The sequence below is a fragment of the Sporosarcina oncorhynchi genome, assembly GCF_033304615.1.
GTDB lineage: Bacteria > Bacillota > Bacilli > Bacillales_A > Planococcaceae > Sporosarcina > Sporosarcina oncorhynchi.
Window position 1 is genome coordinate 2,490,908 of the sequence record NZ_CP129118.1, and the last position, 26,757, is coordinate 2,517,664.

A 26,757-nucleotide genomic window follows, 5' to 3' on the forward strand; every position below is an offset into this window, starting at 1 on the left:
GCATCTCCTCCAATTCTTCTATCATACTATATTACCGACTTGGATTCTCTCCAATTGCATACAGCACATATAAGTGAAGTTGCGTATACATAACAGAAATAGCCTCCCCTAATGAAGGGAGGCTAGGTAATTTTATAATAAAGTATACAGCGGATCATCAATAATGCACTACTCTTGAACAATCAATACCGGTTCATTAACCGGCCACTGAGAGAAGTCAGATATAATTCCATCCACTCCGTACTTTTGCGCTTTTGCAACAAGTTTCTTGTCTTTTTTTGACCATACTAATACTTTACTGTCCCGAGTATGAATATTATCCACCATACGTTTGTTCAAAAATGAGACATTGAAATTGATATAGGATGCAAACGAAGTGAGTTCATCCAATTTTTTCGGAGATAATAAAGACTCAGCTGGTCGTATAAGAACGGCCACTTCAAGGTCTGGCAACATGCTATGTATCTTTTTCATCGATTCCGAATCGAATGACTGAATAATGATTGAACTTAGATCCTCATACTCTTTTAATAGGTCCACAACTTTCTCTTCGATGCCTGGATAAGAGGAAGGATTTTTTAATTCAATCAATAAGCCGACTTGCTCATAAAATTCTTCCAGCAACTCATTCATCGTCATGATCATTTCCCCTGCAAATTCCTCACTATGATAGGAACCCGCATCAAAATCTCGCAGCTCTTCTAATGTGTACTCACTAATGAGACCGTTTCCATTTGTCGTCCGATCAACTTTATCATCATGCATGATGACTAGCTCACCATCTTTAGAGACATGGATATCGCACTCTAAGTAATCCGCTTTCAGTTCAACGCCTTTTTGAAAAGCGGCTCGTGTATTTTCTGGTGCAAATCCTGAAGCTCCACGATGAGCGATGCTCAGTAGATTAGGGTTATGTACTTTCTTCGTTTGTCCATTATAACCAACCAATAAAAGCAAGGTGGACGTTATTCCGATAATCCAAAAAATCCTTCTCTTTCTCATCCTCAACGCCCCATATCTCTCATCGAATTATAAAAATTCGAATTATCTTTTTATTATAATAACATAGAATTCTAGTCTTGAATACCCCTTTTATAAAATATACTAATCGTTTTCTCCTAGTAACTATTTACAGTCTTTTATGTTACGTTTTCAATCACCGTTTCATGCACATGACAAAAAAAGCCGGAACGATTAACATACTCTCGTTTCGACTTTTACACTTTTAAAAACCTAGTCAACACTTTACGTATTCAGCTTAATACAATCAAGTTCTTTCGCATGGCAAGCTGTAATGATCCATATGTGCTGATTTTGGAGAAATCCAATCCAAGCTGGACAGATGTCTGTGCAATTTCAGGACGGATACCAGTCAATGATGATTGAATGCCGAGCAAATCCAACATCTGTGTCATCTGATACAAGTGGTTTGCAACCATTGTATCGATTAGAGTTACCCCTGACAAATCGATAAACAGATGGCTTACGTCCAGCTCAACACATTTCTGTGGAACATAGTCGGCAATCGACTGCACTCTGGATGTATCGATATCGCCGATTAAAGGCAAAACACCTACAGTTTGATTTAATTTAATAATTGGTGCATTTAATTCTTCAATTAGAATACGCTGAGCATTTAATCTAGTATGCATTAGCTCATCATATCGCTTTGAGAACTCGACCAAAAGTTCATCAAACGCCTTATGGATTGCTATTCCCCACTTTAAAATGTCCGATCTGAGAACTTTCTCTCCTTGCTGTTCAACAAACTGTTCAACAAAACTCCAGTGTGCCATACGCACTTTGCTTAATGCTTCCTGCACTTCATAGATGGGTGTTCTCGTATGTATACGACTTTGCGCAACGATCAATGCCCAGTTCTTTTTGTTTTCTTCAAAGATTCCTTTATCCTCTAGCAAACTGCTTGCAATTGTAAGGTTTGTTAACCGATTTTGTTCACGTAAGCTCTTTTCAGATTTCTCACCTGCTGATTTAGAATAGATTGACCCTTGAATTTCTTCACGGTACGATAGCCATTCTTCTGTAATATTATCAATATTCTCCTGTAAGAAATCGAATAACATCTGGTTTATTTCAACCATAAAGATCCCTCCGCATACGTATTGAAAGCTTTTGCTATAATTGTAACATAAAAAAGATAAGTACCGGCATCTTTAGAAGATCCCCGATACTTATCATTTCGTCGTTTCAATTTAATACTTTTATCTTTACTTTTTTAACTCCCCATTGCATCGCACTTTCATAGGAAGGTATGAAAACATCGATTTTATGTCCTTTAATAGCACCACCGACATCTCCCGCGATGGCTTCCCCGTATCCTTCCACCCAAACTCTTGTCCCAAGCGGAATGATAGATGGATCCACAGCAATCACTTTGCGTTCTGGATTCGAACGCAAATCGATACCGGTAGCCGTTGTTCCGGAGCATCCTTTACAATATGCGGTATAAGCTGTAGCTGTCACCGTCATTTCGAGACCCGTAGATGGCGGACTCGAAACGACTGGTGTTGAAACAGGTTTTTCAGAAACAATTTCCGCTGACTTTTCGGGTTTCGTTTCAACTTTCGCTATTTCCTCAGTCTTTGTCTCTTGCTCAGGAACTATAGAAGCCACTTTGACCTTCTCTGGCATCATCGCAGTCGCAATGACATCCGTCGCTTCACCTCCCTTAATGACCAATTCATCACCTGGATGGATTAAATCATTTAACAAACCGTTCCATGCTTTCAATGATTCCAATGGGATGCCGTAATTTAAAGCGATTCTATACAAATTATCGCCTTCCGTTACAATGTACGTCTGTTCAACATCGCCGGACAATTCGAGTGGCGGATAAAAAAGCGGGATACCACCTGCTAGCAAATCGATAAATGGTATAACTTCCGCATTTCCTTCCTTCTCTTCGTCAACAGGGTAAATAATCTTATAAATATCCATTGCGTTACTATCATTCTGTTCTTCGGCACTGACAACGTTCAATCCCATTATTCCATTAAAGGAGACTAACAGAATGGTTGTCAGTATGATCATTTTCATTTTCATTTTCATCAATCAGAAACGCTCCTCTCTTGTACTCCACACAGTTCTTTCCAAAACCTTGTAAAATCAAACATAACTTTTTTAAAAAGAGAGGATTTCTATTTTATCGCATACTTCTTTAAGCATTATCTAAGAATGCGATAATGTTTACAGTTGTTTGTTTTCGGGAAAATTAAAGGAAACTTAGATCGAGGTGTAGACATATGAATATAAGAAAACTTATAAAAACAACCATTAAGTGGGCGCCAATCATTTATCCGATTGTGTACAAACTCATTTCTAACAAAAATAAAAGTAAAACACCGTTACGAACTTCTCGATAAGAAAAGGTCGTCCATGTTGCAAATCACATGGACGACCTTTTATCATTCTTATACATATATCACGGTGAATAGAGAATCCTATAACAATAAAGGAGGAGGAACTATGCACAAAAAACAGCCTAACCAATCAAAAAGAAGGCCTGACGATACGGAACTGCGATATTTAGAGCATCCCGAGAAAATCGTTTCCGACGGCATGAGCCTATTTGACATGCATGAAGATATGCAAACAGTTGATACGATCCATCTGGATGACATGAAAGAAGATCTGCGTAAAGAATTAATTCATAAAAACCCTCGATAACGACAAAAAGGAGCCAGCTATTTCTCACTGGCTCCTTTTCAATTTCGCGAAGTTGGGAAAATTCTTCACAACCTCTTCCCTATAACAATCTCCTTTCGATTCGCATTCAATAATACCCAATACTAATGGTTTATTAAAAAAGAATTTTAATAATATCTTAAAGATTAGGTTCAACGACTCATTTTTATATTATATAATCTCTACTCAGCTAATTCATTTGATCATAAAAATACGTAAAACCCTTATTCTATAGTATCCATACATAATATTTGACTTTTAAAAAGTTAACTGAAAATAGGTATAAGATCTCTTTTTTTATTAACCAAGCTAGTTATATATTATTAAATACTAATTTGTCCATCAATTCAATCTTCTTAAATAGTTTACTGTATGTATAATTAAAGTTAGACAGCGTAGATATTCCTGCAAACACTATCAGCAACCTCTACTTACAGTGAAGAAAGGAGTGCAGTGTTTTTTGTGTTCAACTCAGGAGGTTCTGACCAAAAAAAGGGAGGAATCGATTTGAAGAGACGAAGAAGGATACGGCTATTCAGCATTGTCGCTACATTCCTAATGGTATTTTCATTGATCACCCCAGCGATGGCAGCAAAAACGTCAGCGTTGAACAACAAAGTGAATCACTCTTTACGGGATTCAGGGGAATTAGCGCTCAATAAATTGAGCACGCAATTGCTTGAAAGTTTTAATGACGAAAGCATGGTTACGTTTCTAATTAAATTTAAAGAGAAAGCAGATACGGAGACCGTTGCTAGTCAGGCAAAACAGCAAGCGGATCAGGCGAATATATCTGGCAAACAATCAATCATGCTGACACGTTCCGCGGTCGTATCGGAATTGAGGACAACTGCTCTTGAAACACAGCAAAATGTCCAGCAGTATTTGGAAAAGCAAGTGCAAGCAGGAAAAGCGAAGGATCTAACTTCCTACTATATCGTCAACGGCATGGCAGTTACAGCAACGAAAGACGTTGCCAAAGCTGTTGCTACTTTTGCTGAAGTTGAAAAAGTACTTCCAAACGAGACTCGTCAATTGTTCGAAACTACAGTTGAAGAAGTCGATTCTACACAATCCCAAACTTCTAGCATTGAGTGGAATATCGATCGCGTCAATGCTCCTCAAGCATGGGCGATGGGGATTGATGGTTCTGGAACCGTTGTCGCAAGTATTGACACTGGCGTGCAATGGGACCATCCAGCACTCAAGCATAAGTATAGAGGCTATAACACTTCCACAGGTGAAGTAAACCACGACTTCAACTGGTTTGACGCAACTGCTGGAAGGGCAGCTCCTTATGATGATCAAGGACATGGCACACACGTTACAGGCACAATGGTCGGTAGCGAAGTAGGCGGAGGCAACCAGATTGGTGTTGCTCCAGGCGCCAAGTGGATTGCAGTCAAAGCTTTCACGGCAAATGGAGGAACTGACCGTGATCTGTTAGCTGCTGCACAATGGATACTTGCACCAACTGATGCTAATGGTAATACACGTGTAGACTTAGCACCGGATGTCGTCAACAATTCATGGGGTGGCGGTGCTGGACTCGATGAATGGTACAGAGATGTCGTCATCAATTGGCGTGCAGCAGAAATCTTCCCTGAATTCTCTGCAGGCAACACGACAATTAGCAACCCGGGTGGACCTGGATCAGTAGCTGCACCCGCAAACTATCCGGAATCATTTGCGACTGGTGCAACGGACATCAATAACAAAGTTGCGAGCTTCTCACTTCGCGGTCCTTCTCCGTACGGTGCAGTGAAGCCCGATATTTCAGCTCCTGGCGCAAACATTCGTTCATCCGTACCAGGCGGCGGCTATGAAGGTGGTTGGAATGGAACATCCATGTCAGGCCCAGCTGTCTCTGGTGTTGCAGCTTTGCTACGTCAAGTAAATGCAACGATGAGCGTCGATGATATGGAACAGATTTTGCTTGACACAGCTACACCTTTAACAGATAGCCAATATCCAACAACTCCAAACCATGGATATGGTCACGGACTTGTAGATGCGCATGCGGCAGTTTCTGCCGTAGCTAGCGGACTTGGCAAATTGGAAGGACAAGTGACAAAACAAGGCGACGATAACGAGCCGCCGACATTTACTCATACCGCTCCGATTGAAACGTATGAAGGAATGGATCTCAATCTTTCAATTCAAGTGAAGGACAATGTTAGTATCGCTTCTGTACAATTGAACTATTTGGATGAAAACGGACAATGGCAATCAATCGATGCTGCGAAAAAGTCCGGAGATTATCTATCCGCCGAGTTCGGTGTAACGGTGAAGGGTGATAACATCACAGGTACCGGATTTACGTATAAGTGGACAATCAATGATTTCGGCAATAACGAAGTCGTAAGCGAAACGTATACAGTGCTTGTCAAACAAGGTATCACTACTGGTTACTTCGAAGACTTTGAACAATCTCCTGTTGGATGGATTTCATTCGGAAATAAGAACAGCTGGGAGTGGGGTGTTCCGACTTCTGGACCAGGCAATGCTGCTTCAGGAGAGAAAGTATATGCGACTAACCTATCTGGCAATTATGAAACCAACATGAATGCTACACTCGTCATGCCTCCTGTTGACCTGCCTGAAGGCGAAGCGTATTTGCAGTTCAAGCAATGGCATAACTTCGAGCAATCCACTTCAGGTAGAGCTTGGGATTATGGACATGTGTTTATCTCAACAGATATGGAAGAATGGACGCAACTTGCAATGATCCAAGGCGTTTCAGAAGGATGGATCGATGCAGAAGTCGACTTATCCGACTATAGCGGGCAACGCGTGTATATCGGTTTCAATGCATTCTCTGACGGAAGCGTCGTGCGTGAAGGCTGGTATATTGACGATGTTGCATTAAGTACAACGTCACAAACCGATAGTGTATCAATTGATCCGATTAATCCGATCAAAGGTAAACTCGGAATCATGAATGACAATGGACAAAGCGGACTTGGGAACAAGATTCCGAACAAAAAACCAGGTATCATCATCGAAAAAGGGAAAGACGCACTTGAAACCCCTATCGATCCGAAAACCATCAAACCTGTATTACCTAAAAAAGAAACAGCGATACCTCCATTTGTCGGAGACGGCAATATTGGCCCTGTTTTATTGCCATTAGGTGCTCAGGTCAGTGTTCTTGAAACGAATCGCTCAGTGTATACGAACCCTGCAAACGGGCAATACACTTTAACACACGCTGCGGGAACATTCACCGCCAAAGCAGAAGCGTACGGATACCAATCTAATGCAAAATCCGTCGCGATTAATGCAGATGAGGCAACAACTGTGAACTTCACGTTGGAAGAAATCCCAACAGCTGAACTTAGCGGAACAGTGACAGACCAATCTACAGGCGAACCGATTGCAGGAGCTACATTGCTACTACTGGAAGATGCCAATATTATGCCGGTTGAAACAGACGGCTCTGGACATTTTTCATTGACAGCTTATGAAGGTGACTATACGTTGAAGGTCGTTGCACGCGGATACCATAGTCAAGAAGCTGCAGTCTCAATCGGTGGACAAGCCACCTATGATTTTGAGCTTGAACCGTTCTTCACTTATCCGGGTGGAGAGATTGGCTACGACGATGGAACAGGTGAAAATGCGAGAGCATACTACGATGCCGGTAACGGTTGGGGTGTAAAAATGTCCCTGCCTGAAAATGAAACTTCCGGTATTGTTACTGAAGGAATATTCCGATTCTGGAATACTGAATGGCCGGTCCCAGGCGGAACTGCTTTTGCGGTTGAAGTATGGGATGCGACAGGTCCTGAAGGTACACCAGGACAGAAACTCGCAGGTCCGTTCGATGCACAAGCAAAACGTAATGACGAGTGGACGATCGTCAACTTGGCTGAACACAATATCGTAGTCGATGGCGAATTCTATATGGTTTATATCCAATCCGTCGCAAATCCGAATGCTCCTGGACTTGCGGCTGATGAAGATGGACCGAACGCCAAGAGAAGTTTCCAGTACGTAAGCGGTGCTTGGGCACCTACACCTGCAGATGAAGGGAACTATATGATTCGTGCTCGTGTGAATTATGAGGTGACGCAACCAGTCATTACTTCCCCGAAATCAGGTACACTTACGAATGACGAAAACGCAGTCATCGAAGGTAAAGCTTCACCGACAACGACAATCACATTGCAAAATAACGGTGAAGAAGTCGACTCAGTCGTCGTCACTGCTGATGGGAAATTCTCATTCCATACAACATTAACTGAAGGCGACAACGAATTTAAGGCAATCTCTACTTTAGATGGCCGAGAAACAGGTTCGTCAACTCCAGTCACAGTTGTACTCGATACGGTAAAGCCTGAATTGACAATTACAAATCCAATTGACGGCGAAAAGACGAACCGTGAGAGCGTGACAGTGCAAGGAACAGTTATGGATACACATCTCGATTCTGTCACTGTAAATGGACAGAAAGCTTCTATAGCTGAAGATGGTACGTATTCTAAACGAATCCTTCTCGACCCAGGCGTCAATGAGGTAAAAGTAATTGCGAAAGATCTTGCAGGCAATAAGAAGACACTAAAAATCTCAATTACTGCAAACTATTCAGCACCTGAAATCACGAATTTGACGCCACAACAGGACGTCAATCTCGTAACAGGTAAGTCGGTCAAATTCGAATTTGACAGTGCACCAGGACTAAAAGCGAGCTATATCATTCACATGCCATTGACAAATGTTGATGGAGGCAATGATGTGACAAATGCCACTGAACTTCCAATGAGCGAAGTTTCACCTGGCTACTACGTCGGCTACTGGACAGTTCCATTAGGTGTTACAGCTGATGGTGCCAGAGTTGAAGTGATCGCTACTGACAACTTCGGCAATGCTGCTAGAAAAATGGCTGAAGGCAAGCTCTTCATCAACATCGGGAAAAGCGTCGATTCAAATGAAGACAACGATGCTGCGCAAGATGTTATCGAAGAGATCGAGGCTGACGAAATAGCTCCAGCTGAGTAAAACGCTCATCTAACCAAGCTCGTCAATGAATCGAATATGTATTAAAAAACAGCGACCGCCCCACTACTTGGGTTTGGTCGCTGTTTTTTTTCGAGAAACTCATTTTACAACACCCGTCCCGTCATCGCCCAAACAGAGATTGTCGTTTCATCTGTATGGTTGAAAAATCGGTGAGGTGTCATGCTTTTAAAGCGGATGCTGTCACCTTCATAAAGAATATGCTCATCGTCCCCAAGCACAATTGTCATTTCACCTTGGAGGACATAGCCACATTCTTCCCCCGCATGCTCGACCAGTTGTTGGTCTTCCTGACCCGGTTCCAGATGGATCTGAATCATTTCGATTGTCCCTTCATTAATCGGCGTCAACAACTCATACTTCGAATTCGATTGGGGAAAATTAATCGTTTTGCGTTCATCCTTCCGCACAAGTTGCAAAGCCTGTTCGTCCGTCCCAAGCAACGTAGAAATCGAAACATCCAACCCTTTACATAATTTGTACAGCGTCGTCAATGTAGGGTCTGTATTCCTGCGTTCGATTTGACTAATCATGCTAACACTGACGCCTGAGCGGTCAGATAAATCTTTCAATGATAAACGCTGTTCCGTTCGTAATTTCTTTATCTTCTGTCCATCAAACATACTACCAGCCCCGTTTATACCTATTCTTGCTTTCATCATAACATAAGAAAACCTGGCAGTCTGATAACCGCCAGGTCCGTTCAATTAAAGCATCGTTGCAAACCACAAACCTAACGTTGTTCCGATATAGTTACCAATAATATACCCTAATGTCCCTACAACCAAAATTGGACCAATTAAGTTTTTCCAACCTTTAGCAATTGCCATCGCAGCCGCTGTTGTTGGTCCGCCGATGTTGGCGTTGCTTACTAGGAGAATTTCTTCAAGATTATATTTCAACAACTTCCCAGCAGTTAATGAAACGAGCATATTCACGAGAACAATTACTGCAACGAATACAAGCAGTAACGGTGCATTTTGAATGATCATCGGAATGGACGCCGGTACGCCAATAACTACGAAGAACAAATAAATGAGCAATGTTCCGATTTCCTGACTTCCGTTGATGCTCTCAAAGTATCTCGGGAATAGCGCAAGCGCTATAAACGTAATTGTTGTCAGAATCAGGTATTTATCACCAAACAGTCCGTTCAATAAATTAATAAAGAAGGATACATCTTCACCGGAAGGAATAATTCCATCCAAAAACGCGGCCAATTTGAAAGCGATAATGACAAGGAAAAATGCAGTTCCGACAGATAATGCCATATCTTTCAACGAAATCTCTTTCCGAGCCCAGAATCCTTCCGCCAATGTCTTTCCTTCATTCTTTCCTTTTTCAGCTTCCACTTCCAACACATGCGGATGCTTGAAACGCTTGCGGAAAAAAGACATTGCGGGAATGGTCATTAACACGACAAAATACAGAGCCATCATAAGATTATCCGCAACAATCGTAGAAGATACCATCTCTCCCGGTGTCTCAAACTTTCCGGCCATCGCCGCAAAGTTGACGCCGCCACCTACATACGATGCACTCATCATGCCACCGATTTTATCCAAATACGGGATATGGTCTTTCAACAAGAAGAAGCTAATAATCGTTCCAGCCACTGTACCGATCGAACTGATTAAGAAGATAATTAGCATCCGTCCACTTTCCTGCCAGATTTTCTTAAAGTTCACATGGAACAGCAATAACGGTATGGCTAATGGAATAATGAATGCCCAAATCGCATCATAAACTGGTGAGTCAGTCGGAATTACACCTGTATTTGATAAGATAATTGCTCCAACAAGCGCAATAATCGCACCTGATATTTTACTTGCCCACGTGAAACGTTGCTCCAGATAAATACTTACAGCCGCCCAGACGACAATGATTCCCCACAAGGTAATCAGATCATCTGCTTTGATTAACGTGTTTTCCATTTCTCTTCCCCCATTTTCATCCCTTTAATTGTTTACTAACAAAATTGAATGCATTGGAAAAACTGATTTTCTCCAAATCTTCCTTCGAAAACCCTCTTTGCCCCATTTTCTCAAGCAGTGCCGGCACCTTCTCTACTCGCTCTAAACCTTTAGTTGCACCATCGAAGTCGGCGCCCAAATTATGTGCGTCCAGGAAATCCAAAAAGTCAAAACCGAACCCGATATGCTCTGGCCCTACGAGATTGGCCATGTAAATCGCATGGTCGATTAGACGATCGTCCGAAGGTCGATCGTTATCTATGAACGCATGATGCGCATTTAGACCAATCACACCGCCTTTCGCTGCAATGGCTTTCATCTGCTCATCCGTCAGATTACGCTCATGATCACAGATTGCTCTCGCATTACTATGGGACGCAATGATTGGTTGGTCACTCGTATGATAAAGATCCCAGAAAGATTGTTCATCTAGATGGGACGCATCCAAAATCCACTGATGTCTATTCGCAATAGCTGTCGCTTGCTTACCGTATCCAGAAAGCCCTTTATGTATCGTTTCGTTGTATGCGCCTGTTCCACTGGCAAGGAAGTTATTTTCATTCCATGCATAGATTGCATGCCTGATGCTCAACGCATGCAACTCATCGAAAGCGCTTTCAACATTTGCGTCAATTGAGCTTTTCCCCCAGTCCTCCATGAAAGTCAGTCCTTCTAAACCGAGGATAATATTGACTTTACCTGATTTTCGGGCATCGACAAATCCATCCGCTGATATGCATATATGAGCATGCGTAGATGTGAGTAAATCCGCCATGACCAATTTAAACAGTTCATTGAATCTCCCCTGCGGATTTTCCCGAAATTCCGGTTCTACCCAGAATACACAAATGACAGAATCGACCCACCCTTTCGCTAGTCTTGGATAATGCAGTCGGTCAAAAACATCCACTTCCCCTTTACTTCTTCTGAAAGCAATGTCGGTAAATAAATCGGAGTGCAAATCAAAGACTCTCATTCTCTTTCACCTCCTATTTTCATCACGAATTACAATATAGTATAATTTATTCTGTATATTAAAACAAGAGAGTTTTAAGAGTTTTCCAATTAACAATAAAAAAATCCTCACTTAGCATAGAAAACTAAGTGAGAATTGTTCATTATAACCATAGAACGCTACTACAACTAATAACGAGTATCGAGAAAAACATGATACTCATATAACCATCAACTTTCCCGATGCTAACGATTTGATAGAAACTGTTCCGCTTCTCACCAGTGAACCCTCTCGCTTCCATCGCAAAAGCGGCTCTCTCCGATTTTCTTACTGCACCTGCCAGCATCGGCAGAAGAATTTTACGCATATTCAGCAACCGAACGATAATATTGCCGTTTTGCGTTGCTCCTCTTAGCCGGTGTGCTTGTTGGATTTGGACAAACTCTTCTTTTAGCACTGGCAAGAACTGATAGCCAACCAAAATACTATAAGCAATCTTAGGCGATAACTTCATTTGTTGCATCAGACTCAAGATGAATGACACCGGTTTTGTCGTCAAGGCGAAAAGTAAGGACAGTCCTGAGAAGGCGAGGACACGAAAGCTCAACGCCAATGCATGATGCAACGGTACTTCCCTAATCTCTATATTCCCTATTGACCATACGACAGGACCTGTTTGATTTTCCGCAAAAACAAGCGTTGTCCAAAAGTATCCGAACGCCATAATAACGAAAGGTATCATAACTAGCGCCCAGACTTTCCAATTCACCCTACTAAATAGCAGTTGCGCGACGAGAACACCTAACCAGACTATAAGCGGTGTCCATGGGTTGAAAAAGAATGCTAATGTGAACATGCAGATTGTGATAATGACAAACTTTACAGAAGGGTTCATATTATGCAAAGCTGACTTCACGTGTCTCCCATCCTTTCGGTTGAAGAAGGTGGTGGGCTACTAGCAATTGATCATCTCCCCAAACGTTATCGGCGTCAAATTTCCCCGTCAAATAGCCTTTATTCATTAACAGAACCGAATCTGCAACCGCATGGGCAAACTCCATATCATGTGTAACAATCAAAAACGTCGTACCATGTCGGGCACGTTCATCGATCAACTCATGGAGTTCTTTAAGAGATGCAGCATCCTGCCCCGATGTCGGTTCGTCCATTAAGATAATTTCACGACCGTCAGCAAGCATCGCAGCTATCGCCACTCTTCTCTTTTGACCATGGCTCACCGCAAACGGATGAGCCCCCGACACGTTTTTTAAATATAACCGTTCCAACAATGTGTCCACTTCACGTCCACCACCAAATGCGATTTCATCTTTCACCGTTTTCGTGATGAATAGAAATTCTGGAGATTGAGGTACATACCCTAAGCGATCCGGAGTCACTTTGCCTTTAGCAGGTATTAACTGACATAACGCTTTCAATAATGTCGATTTACCGCTCCCATTCGGACCAGCCAATACAGCGACTTCCCCTTTTTCAAGTTGAAACGACGTTGGTTTTAAATACGTTTCATTTCGGATGTCCTGAACGAGCAATGATTGTACATCTTGTTTACTACTCGTTCTCTTTTCGATTTTTCGCACGGAAGACGAGCTCTCCAAGATAATTTCCCGATCAAAAAATCCATCCCATACATCGATTCGGTGTTCGATTGCTACAATCGTCAGCTTTCTTTTCTGTTGAAGTTCATCAAGCCAACTGATGAACTTCTTAGCTGTGTACGGATCAAGATGTGCAATCGGTTCATCTAAGAGCAGTACTTCGGGTTCCATTAGTAACGCACAAGCTGTTGCAATTCGTTGTTTTTCTCCACCCGACAGTTGTTGGATGATGGCATTTCGAAAAGGCGTCAACCCTGTCAACTCTAAGATAGCGACAATCTTACCTTCCATTTCCTCGCGCGGGATATTCAAGTTCTCCAATGTGAAAGCGAGTTCTTCTTCAACAGTGAGCATGCAGAATTGGGCATCAGGATCTTGGAAAACGGTTGCAATCCTATGATTCACTTCACCCGGCGCATACGACGTGCTCTCTTTATCAAAAAGTTTTAATGAACCTGTCAAAATCCCATCACAGTTTTCAGGGTATAACCGGTTGCATAAATAGAGCAAAGTTGTCTTTCCACAGCCACTCGGTCCAGTTATGACCACTTTTTCACCAGACTTCACGGAGAATGATAAGTTTTTAAGTATCATCTTTTCCTCGTCTGGAAATAGGAAACTTACATCTTTGAACTGAATTACATCAGACACGGGCATCACTTTTCACCGACTTTGTAATCGCATACCCCCGAAGCGATCCTGTCGCAAGCAACCCATCAACGACCGCTTTACCGCCAACACCAGCAATGAGCGACCCACTCATAATTCGAAGACCTAGCATCAGTAGAACATACCCCGTACTAAACACGGTGAACCCGCCCATGAAGTAGCCGTATACAAAGCTAAAAATTGATGCACCTACCCCTGCAAGCATTAGAACCCATATATTGAACTTCTTATAGCCTGTCGCCGCAAATGCAGCTTCTGCCCCCAACCCTTGAATGACGCCTGCAAGGATCAAGCGAGGACCTACTGCATTTCCAAGTAGCACTTCAACCGCGGCAGCGATTGTTTCCGATATGACGGCAGCTCCAGGTTTCCTAATAATATACATACAAATGATTGAGACAATGAACCAGATACCGAAAATCCATTCATAAGCAATTGGTCCAATGAACCCTGCCCAAATATTTCCCGCATGAAGGAACAATAAGTAGATGATCCCAAACACGACGGAGAATAAAGACATAAGGACAACTTCTTTTAGCTTCCAAGATTTCAACATATTAGCGACCTCCATGTGACGGGCTATTGATACTCATTGATACAGTCATCACTAGATGCTTATGGTTGTCTGACCTGGCGTTCGAAAACGCTTTCTCGTAGAATGCAAAGACGTCATGGATATCGCCATGGATGCCACTTGCATATTGCATGGTATCATTGAAGACACCCTCTTCTTTCGCTCTGTTCACTTCTCGGTAAATGATATCCATATACGATGGATTGTTCATCGGATAAAGCGCAAATTGTGATGACACATATTGTTTCGTGCCATCTATATTCGCAACTTCATCGCTTTTATCCAAATAGGCATCACCTGCTGTATCACCGGGGCAACCTGCTGAAAACGTTCCGGATAATGCAATATGCTTTCCTGTTTTAGCCGCACTTAACGCAATCGCTTTCGCCACGTTAAAAACATGGATTTGTTTTCCACGGATCACAGTCGATACATCGTCGGTATGCATCCACACATTCGATGTATCCGTTTCTCCTAGTGCTGTCTTAATCACTTTCACAAAATCATCTGCCATCGGATATAACGAAAAACGAAATCCGATGATCGGGCTTACTCCACATTCCATCTGTCAAACCTCCTGAGATTTTTTCCATAAAAAAACTACATCCCGGAAGATGTAGTGACTTTTCCAATATGAAAACACTCGGAAAGTGACTACACTTCCCCACGCAAGCATTATCTTGATCGGGTTATAAGGGATCGGAGCAATTGCTCTCATCTCAGCCAGTATAGGCACCCCCAGTGTAGAAAACGGTATGCAGTTAGATTGAGCGGTCACCCACTCAATCGTCATTTCTTATGTTGAGCTCAGTATAGCCGATGATTTTTTCTTTGTAAATGAATTCTTACAAACTCATACTTTTGATATAGATTCCTTCACGGATAAGTTAATCCGTTCAATACACTCGTTACCGCAACTTTTCCCACCCAAATATGTGAATACTTCGAAATAAGAAAGGTAGTTTGTGCTATTATAAAATATAAGTAAATGGTGTATTCAATAAACGGGCCAAATAAAAGAGGAGGGTTTACTTGGAGGAAATGCTGGAGAGCGTTTACCAGTTCTCAGGTGCAGTCTTAATCTTATGTGCACTTTATTACTATTTTCATTTCAAAAAAATCAAGAAGAAAAGGAAGCTGACTAAAGTCGAACTCTTCTTCTATGTCATAACTCAAATGGCATTTATCGTGTTCGCTGTTAGTTCGTTAATAAAAATTTTAAATAATAGTTATTAGATAAATGAGTAGATTTGCCGTAGAGGTGTTGTACTTCAAACGGGTGCGATTGTTTAGTACTACACTTTTAGTTGATTGGAGTGCAAGCCTTCGACTCCGGGAGGATTAGCGTGTGCCTTGAGACCCTGGACGTAGCGAAGCGAAGGAAGCGGCTCAAGCCACGCCCTCCGGAAAGCGTAAGGCTGGAACAGAAATCAACGTTTGCAAGACTATACTATGTCTTGTAATTCTACAGGCTTTGTACAACATAAGGGCGCGATTCTTGGTCAATATTAATAGTAGGATACTTAGTTTATTTGAGTGGATGCCGGCGACTCTGGGAGGATCAGCGAGAGACGTTACGAAGAACGGCTTTTGCGAGTGAAGCGTAGCGAGAAGGAGCACATCTTTGCTTTTGACAGGTGAAACACCCGTCGAATCGAAGCGAAGGGGTGTGGTTACACCGCCCGCCCTCCAGAACGCGTCCGGCTGCAGCGCAGATCAACGGGAACTAGCCACTATTCCATATAAGGTGGTATTTGCAGAACAAGCAATCTGAATTCACATCAAGAAATTAGGTATGAAAAAAGACGCACAGGCTGAATGAGCTGTGCGTCTTTACTTGCTTTTCTAAAATCAATTATGTTTAAGACATTCGCAAAAATGGTTTTTAATCAGCGTGACTTTAACACTTTAAAACACACTTACACTTTCCTACTGTGCTTCACTTCGAATTCTGGATGCGTGACATATTCCATGTACTCCACTTTCCCATCGAACTCCAAATACTTGTTAAACCTCTCTCGAATAGGAGGGGATGTGATGTAATCGAGCGCTTCTCCTTCTGGCACCCATCGACAGTCAGATGTTTCTTCGGATGTACATAACTCTCCACCTACCGGCTTGCACATGAAGTCAAACATGACCTTCGTCGGGACATCCGTCACGCCGTCATACCATTTATATATTCCGGTATTCGAATATACACCGATCATTTGAATGACCTCTATATCGATTCCACTTTCCTCTTTTACCTCTCGAACAACCCTGTCGATCAAGTTCTCTCCGACTTCCACTTGTCCACCTGGAAACACCCACCCCTGATGCTCCGTCTTAACTAACAGGATATTCCCGTTTTGATCTTTTACAAGTCCCCCACATGCCACGATATGCGTCGGCATTGCCATATCCCCATCCCCTTTGCTAATCACAATTTACTTTTCACTGAGTTGTTAACTCACTTTTTTGCTCATCATACTCCAGTAATTCTTTATAATACTTATTCATAGAAGAAGGCGATACTTCAAACCATTCTGCGATATCTTTCAACGTCATGTCAAGCGGTTCGTAAAATCCTTTCTCTTGCCCGAAACGGATTGCGCCAGCTGCAATGGCAACTTCTTTACGAGCGTTCGGTTGTTGCTCGACTAGAAAGTCTTCGACAAACTCTACTAATTCTTCGGATTGGATGTTCTGCCTCTCTAGAAACTCTAGGATAGACAATAATACACCGGCCTCGAAATTCGTGAATTCACCGCCTTCATAGTGATCTTCACCAAGCATCTTCCAGAACGTCAATGCCTGGTCTTTCATGAAGAGTTGAACAGCTTGTCCTTTATGCTCTTTAAACAAGTTTACAAAATCTGCAAACACTTGTTTATGGTCTGTCGGGAAGAAAATCAGACTTGAGACAGCTAAATATTGCTCTTCATTACGAGTGCCATCCGGTAGGATGAAGCAGTACACATGTACACCGACCGGCACAGGTTTTTCACTCTCACGGCGGAGCTTAATTACTTCATCTGTCAAAATCATACGGACCGTCATTGACGCATCATCTACATCTATCACTTCCCCGATAAAGGCACGGGGTTCTTGCCAATCATCTAGTACACGTAAAACAGAAGGCCGCAGAATTTTTTTCTTTTGCTTTTCCAAATAACCTTGCCAAATATCCGGGCGATGATTGAAGAAGAATTCATCCATGACGATTGCTTCAATCATTTCCTCCATGTAATACGTTTTCAGCTCTCGTTTCCAGCCATTTGCAATATCCAAGTATTCCTGAAGATCTTTGCGTTCCGGATATTCCTCGTAAAACGTTTGAAGAACCCTTTCAAGTTCTTCTGTTGTCACTTCTTCTATCGTGATCGTCTGTTTCGACTCACAACATTTCTTATATTTCTTGCCACTGCCACACGGGCATTTATCATTTCGTCCGACCATTACAAACACTTCCTTGCCTAATAGATTTCCTCTTTTAGTTTATCACTAGTTGCCCAAACGTTAAACTGTCGCTATTTTCTTACGACCTTGCATGCAAAAAGCCTATCAATCAAAGACTTTGATTGGATAGGCTCTTTACCATGACTAGACTAGCACATGACAACAATTTGTTTAGGCGTTGTCTGTGCAGGTATACTCCTTGTCGTCGTACTATAAACGACGATCAAATTGCGGTTGACGGGACTACCTGAAAAAGTTTGCCCATTTTCAAGTAAGATGGGTGTTCTGCTATTAATATTCAACTGCAAACTACCATCACTGCTTATGAGTTGCCGATTAAAGAAGCTGACGGCTACAAATTCATCCTTATGTTCTTTCGCCATGACTGCTGCACGATATTGAGGTGGATAGATCATCGGTACCGGCACATTAATATCATAAAAACCGGTAACACGATCCCCTACTTTCACATTCACATGGTTCACGAAGTACGTCGTCGGTTCAACGACGAAATTCACGACTGAACCATTTCCATTATCGATCGTGAATAATTTAAAGCAACCTACATCAGGATCGTTTTGCATTACAAAAAAATCATTAATCATAATTACTTTACCACTAAAAGAACGAAAATCCATCAGTCAAAACCTCCATTAGTTAAGCCCATGCCTAGTTATAGTATGCATATTTCCAATAGGATGTTCACAATCGCCATGGTACTTAAAAAGAAAACTGCAACTATTCATGGTAAGCTGGAATTAGCTACACTATATACTTTTGAAAGGAGAATTCCATGAATCTATTTGAAACAGAGTACACGCTGAATGATAATTCAAAACACGTAGGGAAAGTAGCTTCTGTAGAAAATGCGTCACTAACGAATATCCAGTTGCGCGCAGGGGAAGAAATCAAAGAACATGATTCTAAAAACGAGGCATTCATCATCGTACGCAGAGGCAAAGTCCGATTTACAATCGAAGGCGAAGAAGTCTTCGTCACTCCCGAAAATCTCTTGCAGATGGCTCCTCTTGAAAAACATTCTTTACATGCATTGGAAGATACCGATTTATTGCTTATTCAAGTGAAGCCATAACGTTTTAGTCCTAATTACTGGCTACATTTCTACAGCAAATTCAGTGTTTTTTTTCATTTTTAAAAATATAACTCTTGCAATATTAATCGATAGCAGGTAAAGTGTGAGTAATTAAACATTCACTTATTTCGCAAGTTTTGAAGTAAGGATAGAGGCGCAAAGACCATCAGTAGACAATCAGAGGATGATGAGATCCGATGAAGATTGTGGAAAGGGGAATTTGCCGAAGTGGAGAGACGCTCATTTGTCTTGAAGCTGGTTCTGGGTTGAACAAATTCAGGATTGTCATATAGGAAACTATATGGAGGGCTATCTTATGCAAAAGAAATAATTTATTATTTCAACTGCTACAACGAGCCCTCGTTGTAGCTTTTTGCGTTCAATTATCACTCGCCCTCCACCCTCTTGTTTTTTAATAAAATGATAGGATGTGGAGAATTATGAATTTCGGACAAATTGTAACAGCTATGGTAACTCCTTTTAACAGACAAGGTGAAATTGACTACCCTGCGACAAAGAACTTGATCAATCATTTAATCACCAATGGAACAGATGGGCTCGTCATTTCTGGCACGACAGGAGAATCTCCTACTTTGACGAACAAAGAGAAAATAGAATTGTTCAAGTTTACAGTATCTATCGTAGATGGAAGAATCCCCGTGATTGCAGGAACAGGCTCTAATAACACTAGGGAATCGATCGAACTGACATTGGCTGCAGAAGATGCAGGAGTAAATGCGATTATGCTTGTGACACCTTATTATAATAACCCTTGCCAGGAAGGGATGTATCAGCATTTTAAAACAATTGCCGATACTACTTCATTGCCGATTATGCTATATAACATTCCCGGAAGAAGTGTCGTCAATATGGAAGTGGATACAATTGTCCGACTATCCCAGCTTCCAAATATCGTCGCAATTAAAGAAGCGAGCGGCAAACTGGATACAATGGCTGAAATCATTGACCGGACACCGGAAAATTTTTCGTTATACAGCGGAGATGATGCGCTAACGCTTCCAGTGTTGGCAATCGGCGGTGCCGGCGTCGTTTCGGTCGCAGCTCATATTATCGGAAACGAGATGCAGACGATGATCGGAAACTTCAAAAGAGGCAACACCCGTGGCGCGTCCAAAGAGCACCGGAGACTATTGCCAATCATGAAAGCACTTTTCGCAGCCCCGAACCCTTCACCGACGAAGGCAGCATTGAAGCTAAAAGGGATCCCAGTCGGCGGCGTACGCCTACCAATGATTCCACTCGATCAAGAGCAATTGCATTCTCTGCAGCAAGCACTGCCAATCTATGACGAGATGGCCATTTAAAATAATTTGAACAAACATATGATAGGAACCCGTCAATACAAGACGGGTTCTTTGACGTTTTACATAAGTCTCCACTTGAGAACTACTGAAAAGAATTCTGTATGCACAGCTAGCCTCTTATTCACCCGTTTTAGCAAACTTTTCAATTCTAGCACCAATTTCATCCCGTACACGTTCAAAAACTGCCCACTTCTCATCCTCTGTTCCTTCTGCCTTCGCAGGATCATCAAAACCCCAATGAGCTCGTTTAGTAGTGGTTGGCATCGTCGGACACTTATCAGCGGCATCTCCACAAAGCGTGACGATAAAATCTGCATCATTCAAAATTTCCAAATCAATAATGTCGGATGTTTGAGTCGAAATATCAACATCCGCTTCATGCATCGCTTTAACAGCACTTGGATTGACACCATGCGCTTCAATTCCAGCACTTAGCACAGTCCACTCTTCACTAAGATACTTTTTACCCCATCCTTCAGCCATTTGGCTGCGACATGAGTTTCCCGTACATAAGAAATAAAGTGTCTTTTTAGACATGATGCATATCCCCTTTGTTGTTTATTGAATAAATGACAGCCATACATACAGTCCGATTAGAGTGATCAAAAGCGTAGGAACGGTTAACAAAATCCCGATTTTAAAATAGCGTCCCCAGGATATCTTTATCCCTTTTTGAGATAAAACATGTAGCCAAAGTAACGTAGCCAAAGAACCGATTGGTGTAATTTTCGGACCTAAATCAGACCCGATGATATTTGCATAAATTAAGGCCTCACGAATGGGCTCGGTTGTATTCGTTTCTGAAATCGCTAACGCATTTATCATGACTGTCGGCATATTATTCATAATTGACGACAGAATTGCTGCAATAAAGCCCATCGAAATCGTTCCAACAAAGAGCCCCTGATTGGCCGCCAGTTGAATGACATCGCCTAAGACACTCGTTAAGCCCACATTACGCAATCCGTAGACGACAACATACATGCCAATAGAGAAGAAAACGATAGCCCAAGGTGCATCTTTTAACACTTGTTTCGTTTCAACAGCAGGACTTCTTTGCGCCATAATTATGAAGAATATAGCCGTAATTCCAGCAATAACCGAAACAGGAAGTCCTGTAAAACCACTAGAGAAATACCCGATAAGTAATACGCTTAATATGACCCACGCAAATCGGAACATTTTTTTATCTTTGATCGCATCCTTTGGTTGTTTCAAATCGGATACTTCATAGTTTTTAGGAATGCTTTTGCGAAAGAATAGCAAAAGCACTAAAACACTCGCCACCAATGCAAATAAATTCGGGACAATCATTCGAGATGCATATTCGACAAAGCCAATCCCGAAAAAGTCTGCCGAAACAATGTTAACTAAGTTACTTACGACTAATGGCAACGAGGTTGTATCTGCAATAAACCCACTGGCCATGATGAAAGGGAAAATCATTTTTTCACTAAAATTCAAATTTCGTACCATTGCAAGCACAATTGGCGTTAAGATCAGCGCAGCTCCGTCATTTGCGAATAATGCTGCAACGATCGCTCCTAAAATACTGACGTAAATAAACATACGAAGTCCGCTACCTTTGGCTAATCTCGCCATATGTAGGGCAGACCACTCGAAGAAACCGATTTCGTCTAAGATTAAAGAAATAATAATGATAGCGATAAACGCAAGTGTTGCATTCCAGACAATGCCTGTTACGTCAATGACGTCCTGGAAATTTACAACTCCTACTACCAATGCAATGAGGGCACCAATACATGCAGACCAACCAATCGAGAGATTTTTAGGCTGCCATATAACAAAAAGAAGTGTAATGATAAAAATTAATGATGCTGTTATAGCTGAAACCAATGGACTTTCCCCTCTCTATTCACAACAAACTCGAAGTCCTTGTGTTTTTAAATCAGTGATTGACTCACTCTGGTCTGGAAGATGTTCCAGAATGCTTTTAACAAATGGATAATCCTCATGACTTTCATTGATCGAGAAGAAAATCCATTGTCCTCTACGTTCTTCTTGAACTAACTTACTATCCCTAAGTTTACGCAAATGCTGGCTAATGGCCGGTTGGCTCATTTTAAAGATCTCCACAAATTCACACACACAACATTCGTGTGATTGGAGCAACTTCATCATCGTCAAACGAGTTGGATCGCCGAGTAACTTTAATAATTGTGACGCCTGTTGAATATCAATCGATTCTGTCGTATTCATTGAATATCTCTCCTTCTTAGTAAAACTATATAAGCATATGCTTATATAGTCAAGTAAGCATTACAAAGAAAAAACAAAACGCTGATTCCACATGGCCAGCGCTTTGTCATTCTTCATCATTTTTCTAAATTCATCTGTTAGGTAGTTCAAATAAGGTAGATTTCTCATAACCCTTATTCACAAATCTTTTTAGTAACACATCAATCCTTTAATACAAATGTAGTATAAAATCCCATTTTCGTATTAACTAAAAACATTCGAGTCATTTATTTAATTCCGCAAAATAATATACACTAAGTAAATAAGATAGACGACGACAAGCACTATTCCTTCTCGCTTTCCAATTTTGAATCCAGTCCTGGAAAAAACGAATAATACAACAGTTAGGACAATCATAAACACAACATCTGTTAATACCTTATCATTTACCGCTAATGGAGAAATGACCGAGGAAGCACCAAGTACGAATAGAATATTGAAAATATTACTCCCCACTATATTCCCAAGCGCAATTTCACTTTCTTTTTTCAATGCAGCTGTAATCGATGTGACAAGTTCAGGAAGAGATGTTCCTATGGCGATAATCGTCAGTCCAACTAATGTTTCACTCATGCCAAGTGAATAGGCGATTTTCGTCCCATTCTCTACTACTAGATTCCCTCCAACTATAATTGCTGCCAACCCCAACACGGTAATTATGATATTTTTACCCCAGTTGATATTTGCAGGGATTGGTTCGTTCGATGCCTTCTTTCGACTCTTCAAGCCAATTTCAATAACATAATACATAAATATTGACAGAAATAATAATAGGATGATTCCATCACCACGTGTAATCATATTGCTGCTGAACCCCTGCAAGGCAAAGTCACTCATAAGAACAAGCAACGTCACACTTGCCAGTAAGGTAAATGGAATTTCTTTTCTTATTGTTTCACTTCCAACCTTCAAAGGATAGAAAATAGCAGCCATTCCAACAACGAGTGTAATGTTAAATATATTGCTGCCAACTACGTTTCCCACTGCAACATCTGCAGTTCCTTCCAGTGCTGCAATAATACTGACAGTAGCTTCTGGAGAACTAGTTCCAAAAGCCACAATTGTTAATCCGATTAATATTGGCGGAACGCGGAGCAATCTTGCAATATTGGATGATCCATCGACAAAATAATTGGCACCTTTTATTAATAATGCAAATCCGACAAGTAATAAAATATAGATCATTGATTTGTTTTCCCCTATCACATTTATATATTTTCGCTTTTTTTCTGAATTACTCTACATATCCAACGCAAAGTATCCATCTTGTCTTCTTTCTCTTTAAGAGGCAGCATAATCGTACATGAACTTACAAATCAAACATTCTACCTCGCTTGTCAATTTTACTATACCCTAAACTCAAAAAGATACTTCTAATCCGATGAATGAAACATCGGCGTATGCAGTGCCTCAGATTGTAGACAAACTATAAAATCATTGGATTGCCATAATCACTTGTTCTTTTGCTTCCCCACTAAAATTGAGGCAATTTCATACTAGAACAATTTATATTAAAATGACAAAAGGAATGAAAATCGAATCGATTTCCATTCCTTTTGTTTACGGTCTAATGACACTTAACCGAGAGTTGTTCTATTGTATTCTCTTCGGCCAAAAACTCCACTTCCCAAGCACCATCAATATAGCTGGAATAAGAAGTGGACGGACAATAAATGTGTCAATCAAAATACCGATTGCCATTATAATCCCGAACAACTTCAATTCATAAATAGGCATTGTTGCTAGCACTAAGAACGTCGCCGCTAAAATCAATCCTGCAGAGCTGATAACGCCCCCTGTTTTTTCAACTCCGCGACGTACCGCCTCTTCAAACGGGTAAGCTTTTAACTCTTCCCGTATCCGCGCAATCAACATAATTGAATAATCGACACCTAACGCAACAAGGAAGACAAAAGCATACATCGGTATTCGATAACTAAGTGTCTCCAAATCTAAAAATATAGCAAACAACATCATAGATAAACCAAGGGTCGCAGCATAAGACAACAAGATTGTCCCCATCATGTAAACAGGTGCAATGATGGAGCGTGTCTGCAAACCTAACATAATCGTGATTAGTACAGTCATTGCAATCATCACAAACCAAGTATCCCGGTTGTTAATGTCTCGTAAGTCTGTATTTTTCGCACTTTCACCTGCAATAAATAACTTCGTATCCACTAAGCCAGCATCATTCAGCATTTCATCGCTTTCATTACGGAGCTCAAGTACAGTTTCAAATGCTTTTGTATCATATGGATTTCCGGTAAACGTCACAGAGAACTTCGCGTTCTTACCATCTTCAGTAACCGGATTACTTTGAACTGTTACTTCGTCGATGCCTGTCATACTTTCAATGTCTTCGACGACCTTCATAAGATTTGTCATGTCGATTTTTTCATCAGATACAAATAACAAAGTACCGGGTGCTAAACTTCCTTGAGAAAACGAATTCCCTAAATGCTCATATCCGACACGGGAGGAAAGATCCTCTGGGAAGGATTCAATCATGTCAAAAGATTCTTCAATGTTTGTAACATTCCATGCTCCTAATAGAAGTAAAAGCATTATCGGAATCATAAATAACAATGGCTTTTTCGTAACGATATTTGCTACTTTTCTCCATATCGTCTTCTTTTCCACCGTTTCGTCTCCGTACTTCGGTATGATTGGCCAAAACGCTTTTCGACCAACTAACGCAAAGAGCGCTGGTAATAACGTGAGTCCTGCAATCAACATCGTTGCAGCGGCAATTGCAAATACAGGTGCAAAGTTACGATAAGGCTCGTAAATCGAAAAGAATAACGTCGCCATACCTAAAACGATTGTACTTCCACTAAAGAAGATTGGTTCTCGAACGTGACGCATTGTTTCCCGCATGGCCTCATTGACGGACTCATGCTTTTTCAATTCTTCACGATAGCGTGAGAAGATAAGTAATGAATAGTCAGTCACAACCGCAAATAATAAGATGGTCATGATTGAGAGCGCTTGGCTTTCAACGGTAAACCAACCTGCAGATGCCGATAAACCAATGACTCGATCTACAACCGCATATACAATTGCGGCTCCAATAAGTGGAATCAGCGTTAGCAAAGGCGATCTATAGATAACGAGCAACAATACTAATATCAAACCAATTGTGGACAATAACAACACAAGGTCAGCTTGACTGAATAGCTCAATTGCGTCTGCTGCAATTCCCGCAGGTCCAGTCCATGATACTTCAACATTGCCATCTATCTTTTCGGCCGCCTCATTTTTTATGGAATCTACTAACGCATGTAACTCTTTTCCTTCCAGTTCTTTAGGCATTGTTATCGGAACAAAGAATGTTTTTCCGTTTTCCGCTAAAAATGATGCGCGTTGCTCAGGTTTTAGTTCAGTTAACGGTATGACTTCCACTGTCCCGTAAGATGTATCCGTTTCAAGTGATTCAAGCACCTCAGCGTAGCTTAGGATGTCTTCTTCAGTCAATCCATCTTCATTATGGAATACTGCAAATAACGGCATCCCTCCCTCGGACGGGAAGTATTTCTCTATCTGCCGATCCGCAATAATTGATTCAGCATCTGCTGGGAGTCCTGCATCTTTATTGGACTGTACGAACTCCTTTGCTCCTGGTGCAAGTCCTGATAGGATAACTGTTAACGCTACCCAAATACTTACAGACAACCACCATATACGTTTTCCCTTATTCATCAACGTTTTCCGCCCTTCCCAGTTAAAAATGCATTCCTAACTAACAAACCACAAATGACAAGCAACATTGTCTCCCCAAAATATAAGTAAATAGTTCAGCAATTCATTTACATCAACAGGCTTCAAAAATTGCAGTCTCATTCCTGTTGTAAGGTCGATTGAACTGATAATTGATATCCAGCTAATCCAACTAGTGATGCAATACGAATCAGACATAAACTCCATTTATCCGGCATAAAGATTTCCCCCAGTCTTCTTCATGTGATACCTTTACCTTAAATGACCAATATGAACGCAACATTAACGAGAGGTTACAGGAAAGGGAGATTCGTTTCTTATTATCAGAATGCTGTCACGGTAGCCTTTTACTTTACCAACGATTGTTTCCGCTGCGACATTCAATAACGAGTTGAACGATCGCAATGG

The 26,757-nt window shown here is 41.3% G+C and carries 23 protein-coding genes and 2 riboswitches; of the genes, 5 read left to right on the forward strand and 18 right to left on the reverse strand.

The window, feature by feature from the left end:
* Window positions 1-168 precede the first annotated feature (168 nt).
* The 3 genes from QWT69_RS12210 to QWT69_RS12220 form a co-directional block, all read right to left on the reverse strand.
* On the reverse strand, window positions 169-1,002 hold the full coding sequence (locus tag QWT69_RS12210) for a glycerophosphodiester phosphodiesterase (protein WP_317966033.1): 834 nt from the start codon (window positions 1,000-1,002) through the stop codon (window positions 169-171).
* Window positions 1,003-1,253: 251 nt separating this feature from the next.
* Window positions 1,254-2,102, reverse strand: coding sequence for an STAS domain-containing protein (locus tag QWT69_RS12215; RefSeq protein ID WP_317966035.1), 849 nt, complete (start codon window positions 2,100-2,102; stop codon window positions 1,254-1,256).
* A gap of 106 nt (window positions 2,103-2,208) precedes the next feature.
* Window positions 2,209-3,072, reverse strand: a complete 864-nt coding sequence (locus tag QWT69_RS12220) for a 3D domain-containing protein (protein WP_431312284.1) — start codon at window positions 3,070-3,072, stop codon at window positions 2,209-2,211.
* Window positions 3,073-3,263: 191 nt separating this feature from the next.
* Between QWT69_RS12220 and QWT69_RS12225 the strand changes: the two genes are divergently transcribed.
* The 3 genes from QWT69_RS12225 to QWT69_RS12235 all read left to right on the forward strand — a co-directional run bounded on the left by QWT69_RS12225 (window position 3,264) and on the right by QWT69_RS12235 (window position 8,706).
* A complete protein-coding gene (locus tag QWT69_RS12225; protein ID WP_431312285.1) occupies window positions 3,264-3,383 on the forward strand; it encodes a hypothetical protein in 120 nt (39 codons plus the stop codon).
* Between the two features lie 103 nt (window positions 3,384-3,486).
* Complete coding sequence (locus tag QWT69_RS12230) at window positions 3,487-3,687, forward strand: hypothetical protein (protein WP_317966037.1); 201 nt, start codon at window positions 3,487-3,489, stop codon at window positions 3,685-3,687.
* A 576-nt stretch (window positions 3,688-4,263) separates the two neighbouring features.
* Window positions 4,264-8,706 carry a S8 family serine peptidase gene (locus tag QWT69_RS12235; protein ID WP_317971073.1) on the forward strand — a complete coding sequence of 1,481 codons (4,443 nt, stop codon included), beginning with the start codon at window positions 4,264-4,266 and terminating at the stop codon, window positions 8,704-8,706.
* A 104-nt stretch (window positions 8,707-8,810) separates the two neighbouring features.
* Here the strand turns inward: QWT69_RS12235 and QWT69_RS12240 are convergent, their stop codons facing one another.
* The 10 genes from QWT69_RS12240 to QWT69_RS12285 all read right to left on the reverse strand — a co-directional run bounded on the left by QWT69_RS12240 (window position 8,811) and on the right by QWT69_RS12285 (window position 18,590).
* On the reverse strand, window positions 8,811-9,347 hold the full coding sequence (locus QWT69_RS12240; RefSeq protein ID WP_317966039.1) for a helix-turn-helix domain-containing protein: 537 nt from the start codon (window positions 9,345-9,347) through the stop codon (window positions 8,811-8,813).
* Window positions 9,348-9,431: 84 nt separating this feature from the next.
* On the reverse strand, window positions 9,432-10,658 hold the full coding sequence (locus QWT69_RS12245) for a DUF819 family protein (protein WP_317966041.1): 1,227 nt from the start codon (window positions 10,656-10,658) through the stop codon (window positions 9,432-9,434).
* A 16-nt stretch (window positions 10,659-10,674) separates the two neighbouring features.
* Window positions 10,675-11,673: a dipeptidase gene (locus QWT69_RS12250; protein WP_317966043.1), complete on the reverse strand. Its 999-nt coding sequence runs from the start codon at window positions 11,671-11,673 to the stop codon at window positions 10,675-10,677.
* A gap of 142 nt (window positions 11,674-11,815) precedes the next feature.
* Complete coding sequence (locus tag QWT69_RS12255) at window positions 11,816-12,568, reverse strand: energy-coupling factor transporter transmembrane component T family protein (RefSeq protein ID WP_317966045.1); 753 nt, start codon at window positions 12,566-12,568, stop codon at window positions 11,816-11,818.
* Window positions 12,549-13,925, reverse strand: coding sequence for an ABC transporter ATP-binding protein (locus QWT69_RS12260; protein WP_431312286.1), 1,377 nt, complete (start codon window positions 13,923-13,925; stop codon window positions 12,549-12,551). The genes QWT69_RS12255 and QWT69_RS12260 overlap by 20 nt, the downstream gene beginning before the upstream one ends.
* Window positions 13,912-14,490 carry an ECF transporter S component gene (locus tag QWT69_RS12265; protein WP_317971075.1) on the reverse strand — a complete coding sequence of 193 codons (579 nt, stop codon included), beginning with the start codon at window positions 14,488-14,490 and terminating at the stop codon, window positions 13,912-13,914. Before QWT69_RS12265 ends, QWT69_RS12260 begins: the two co-directional genes overlap by 14 nt.
* A gap of 4 nt (window positions 14,491-14,494) precedes the next feature.
* Window positions 14,495-15,076, reverse strand: coding sequence for a YkoF family thiamine/hydroxymethylpyrimidine-binding protein (locus QWT69_RS12270; RefSeq protein ID WP_317966049.1), 582 nt, complete (start codon window positions 15,074-15,076; stop codon window positions 14,495-14,497).
* Between the two features lie 79 nt (window positions 15,077-15,155).
* Window positions 15,156-15,261: riboswitch (TPP riboswitch) on the reverse strand.
* Window positions 15,262-16,430: 1,169 nt separating this feature from the next.
* Window positions 16,431-16,913, reverse strand: coding sequence for an NUDIX hydrolase (locus QWT69_RS12275; protein WP_317966051.1), 483 nt, complete (start codon window positions 16,911-16,913; stop codon window positions 16,431-16,433).
* A gap of 34 nt (window positions 16,914-16,947) precedes the next feature.
* Entirely contained in the window at window positions 16,948-17,952 is a 1,005-nt protein-coding gene (locus QWT69_RS12280) for a YecA family protein (protein ID WP_317966053.1), read from the reverse strand.
* A gap of 149 nt (window positions 17,953-18,101) precedes the next feature.
* A complete protein-coding gene (locus QWT69_RS12285; RefSeq protein WP_431312287.1) occupies window positions 18,102-18,590 on the reverse strand; it encodes a hypothetical protein in 489 nt (162 codons plus the stop codon).
* Window positions 18,591-18,745: 155 nt separating this feature from the next.
* Here QWT69_RS12285 and QWT69_RS12290 point away from each other — a divergent pair, with 155 nt between their 5' ends.
* Window positions 18,746-19,045 (forward strand): cupin domain-containing protein, encoded by a 300-nt coding sequence (locus QWT69_RS12290; RefSeq protein WP_317966055.1) that lies wholly within the window; start codon window positions 18,746-18,748, stop codon window positions 19,043-19,045.
* Window positions 19,046-19,186: 141 nt separating this feature from the next.
* Window positions 19,187-19,365: riboswitch (Lysine riboswitch) on the forward strand.
* A gap of 120 nt (window positions 19,366-19,485) precedes the next feature.
* Entirely contained in the window at window positions 19,486-20,370 is an 885-nt protein-coding gene (gene dapA, locus QWT69_RS12295) for a 4-hydroxy-tetrahydrodipicolinate synthase (protein WP_317966057.1), read from the forward strand.
* A gap of 117 nt (window positions 20,371-20,487) precedes the next feature.
* Here the strand turns inward: dapA and arsC are convergent, their stop codons facing one another.
* From arsC to QWT69_RS12320, 5 genes are all read right to left on the reverse strand, one after another.
* Window positions 20,488-20,907 carry an arsenate reductase (thioredoxin) gene (gene arsC, locus QWT69_RS12300; RefSeq protein WP_317966059.1) on the reverse strand — a complete coding sequence of 140 codons (420 nt, stop codon included), beginning with the start codon at window positions 20,905-20,907 and terminating at the stop codon, window positions 20,488-20,490.
* Between the two features lie 21 nt (window positions 20,908-20,928).
* Window positions 20,929-22,227 (reverse strand): arsenic transporter, encoded by a 1,299-nt coding sequence (locus QWT69_RS12305; protein ID WP_317966061.1) that lies wholly within the window; start codon window positions 22,225-22,227, stop codon window positions 20,929-20,931.
* 15 nt (window positions 22,228-22,242) lie between these two features.
* Window positions 22,243-22,590: an ArsR/SmtB family transcription factor gene (locus QWT69_RS12310; protein ID WP_317966063.1), complete on the reverse strand. Its 348-nt coding sequence runs from the start codon at window positions 22,588-22,590 to the stop codon at window positions 22,243-22,245.
* 270 nt (window positions 22,591-22,860) lie between these two features.
* Window positions 22,861-23,814 carry a calcium/sodium antiporter gene (locus QWT69_RS12315; RefSeq protein ID WP_317966065.1) on the reverse strand — a complete coding sequence of 318 codons (954 nt, stop codon included), beginning with the start codon at window positions 23,812-23,814 and terminating at the stop codon, window positions 22,861-22,863.
* A 408-nt stretch (window positions 23,815-24,222) separates the two neighbouring features.
* Entirely contained in the window at window positions 24,223-26,331 is a 2,109-nt protein-coding gene (locus QWT69_RS12320; RefSeq protein WP_317966067.1) for an MMPL family transporter, read from the reverse strand.
* Window positions 26,332-26,757 lie beyond the last annotated feature (426 nt).

Excerpts from the sequence above, each read along its gene's own strand:
- QWT69_RS12315 (WP_317966065.1), bottom strand. The coding sequence starts at position 23,814 with ATGATCTATATTTTATTACTTGTCGGATTTGCATTATTAATAAAAGGT.
- dapA (WP_317966057.1), top strand. The coding sequence starts at position 19,486 with ATGAATTTCGGACAAATTGTAACAGCTATGGTAACTCCTTTTAACAGA.
- QWT69_RS12310 (WP_317966063.1), bottom strand. The coding sequence starts at position 22,590 with ATGAATACGACAGAATCGATTGATATTCAACAGGCGTCACAATTATTA.
- QWT69_RS12290 (WP_317966055.1), top strand. The coding sequence starts at position 18,746 with ATGAATCTATTTGAAACAGAGTACACGCTGAATGATAATTCAAAACAC.
- QWT69_RS12260 (WP_431312286.1), bottom strand. The coding sequence starts at position 13,925 with ATGCCCGTGTCTGATGTAATTCAGTTCAAAGATGTAAGTTTCCTATTT.
- QWT69_RS12320 (WP_317966067.1), bottom strand. The coding sequence starts at position 26,331 with ATGAATAAGGGAAAACGTATATGGTGGTTGTCTGTAAGTATTTGGGTA.
- QWT69_RS12230 (WP_317966037.1), top strand. The coding sequence starts at position 3,487 with ATGCACAAAAAACAGCCTAACCAATCAAAAAGAAGGCCTGACGATACG.
- QWT69_RS12280 (WP_317966053.1), bottom strand. The coding sequence starts at position 17,952 with ATGGTCGGACGAAATGATAAATGCCCGTGTGGCAGTGGCAAGAAATAT.
- arsC (WP_317966059.1), bottom strand. The coding sequence starts at position 20,907 with ATGTCTAAAAAGACACTTTATTTCTTATGTACGGGAAACTCATGTCGC.
- QWT69_RS12285 (WP_431312287.1), bottom strand. The coding sequence starts at position 18,590 with ATGGATTTTCGTTCTTTTAGTGGTAAAGTAATTATGATTAATGATTTT.
- QWT69_RS12225 (WP_431312285.1), top strand. The coding sequence starts at position 3,264 with ATGAATATAAGAAAACTTATAAAAACAACCATTAAGTGGGCGCCAATC.
- QWT69_RS12270 (WP_317966049.1), bottom strand. The coding sequence starts at position 15,076 with ATGGAATGTGGAGTAAGCCCGATCATCGGATTTCGTTTTTCGTTATAT.
- QWT69_RS12275 (WP_317966051.1), bottom strand. The coding sequence starts at position 16,913 with ATGGCAATGCCGACGCATATCGTGGCATGTGGGGGACTTGTAAAAGAT.
- QWT69_RS12210 (WP_317966033.1), bottom strand. The coding sequence starts at position 1,002 with ATGAGAAAGAGAAGGATTTTTTGGATTATCGGAATAACGTCCACCTTG.
- QWT69_RS12240 (WP_317966039.1), bottom strand. The coding sequence starts at position 9,347 with ATGTTTGATGGACAGAAGATAAAGAAATTACGAACGGAACAGCGTTTA.
- QWT69_RS12235 (WP_317971073.1), top strand. The coding sequence starts at position 4,264 with ATGGTATTTTCATTGATCACCCCAGCGATGGCAGCAAAAACGTCAGCG.
- QWT69_RS12245 (WP_317966041.1), bottom strand. The coding sequence starts at position 10,658 with ATGGAAAACACGTTAATCAAAGCAGATGATCTGATTACCTTGTGGGGA.
- QWT69_RS12215 (WP_317966035.1), bottom strand. The coding sequence starts at position 2,102 with ATGGTTGAAATAAACCAGATGTTATTCGATTTCTTACAGGAGAATATT.
- QWT69_RS12250 (WP_317966043.1), bottom strand. The coding sequence starts at position 11,673 with ATGAGAGTCTTTGATTTGCACTCCGATTTATTTACCGACATTGCTTTC.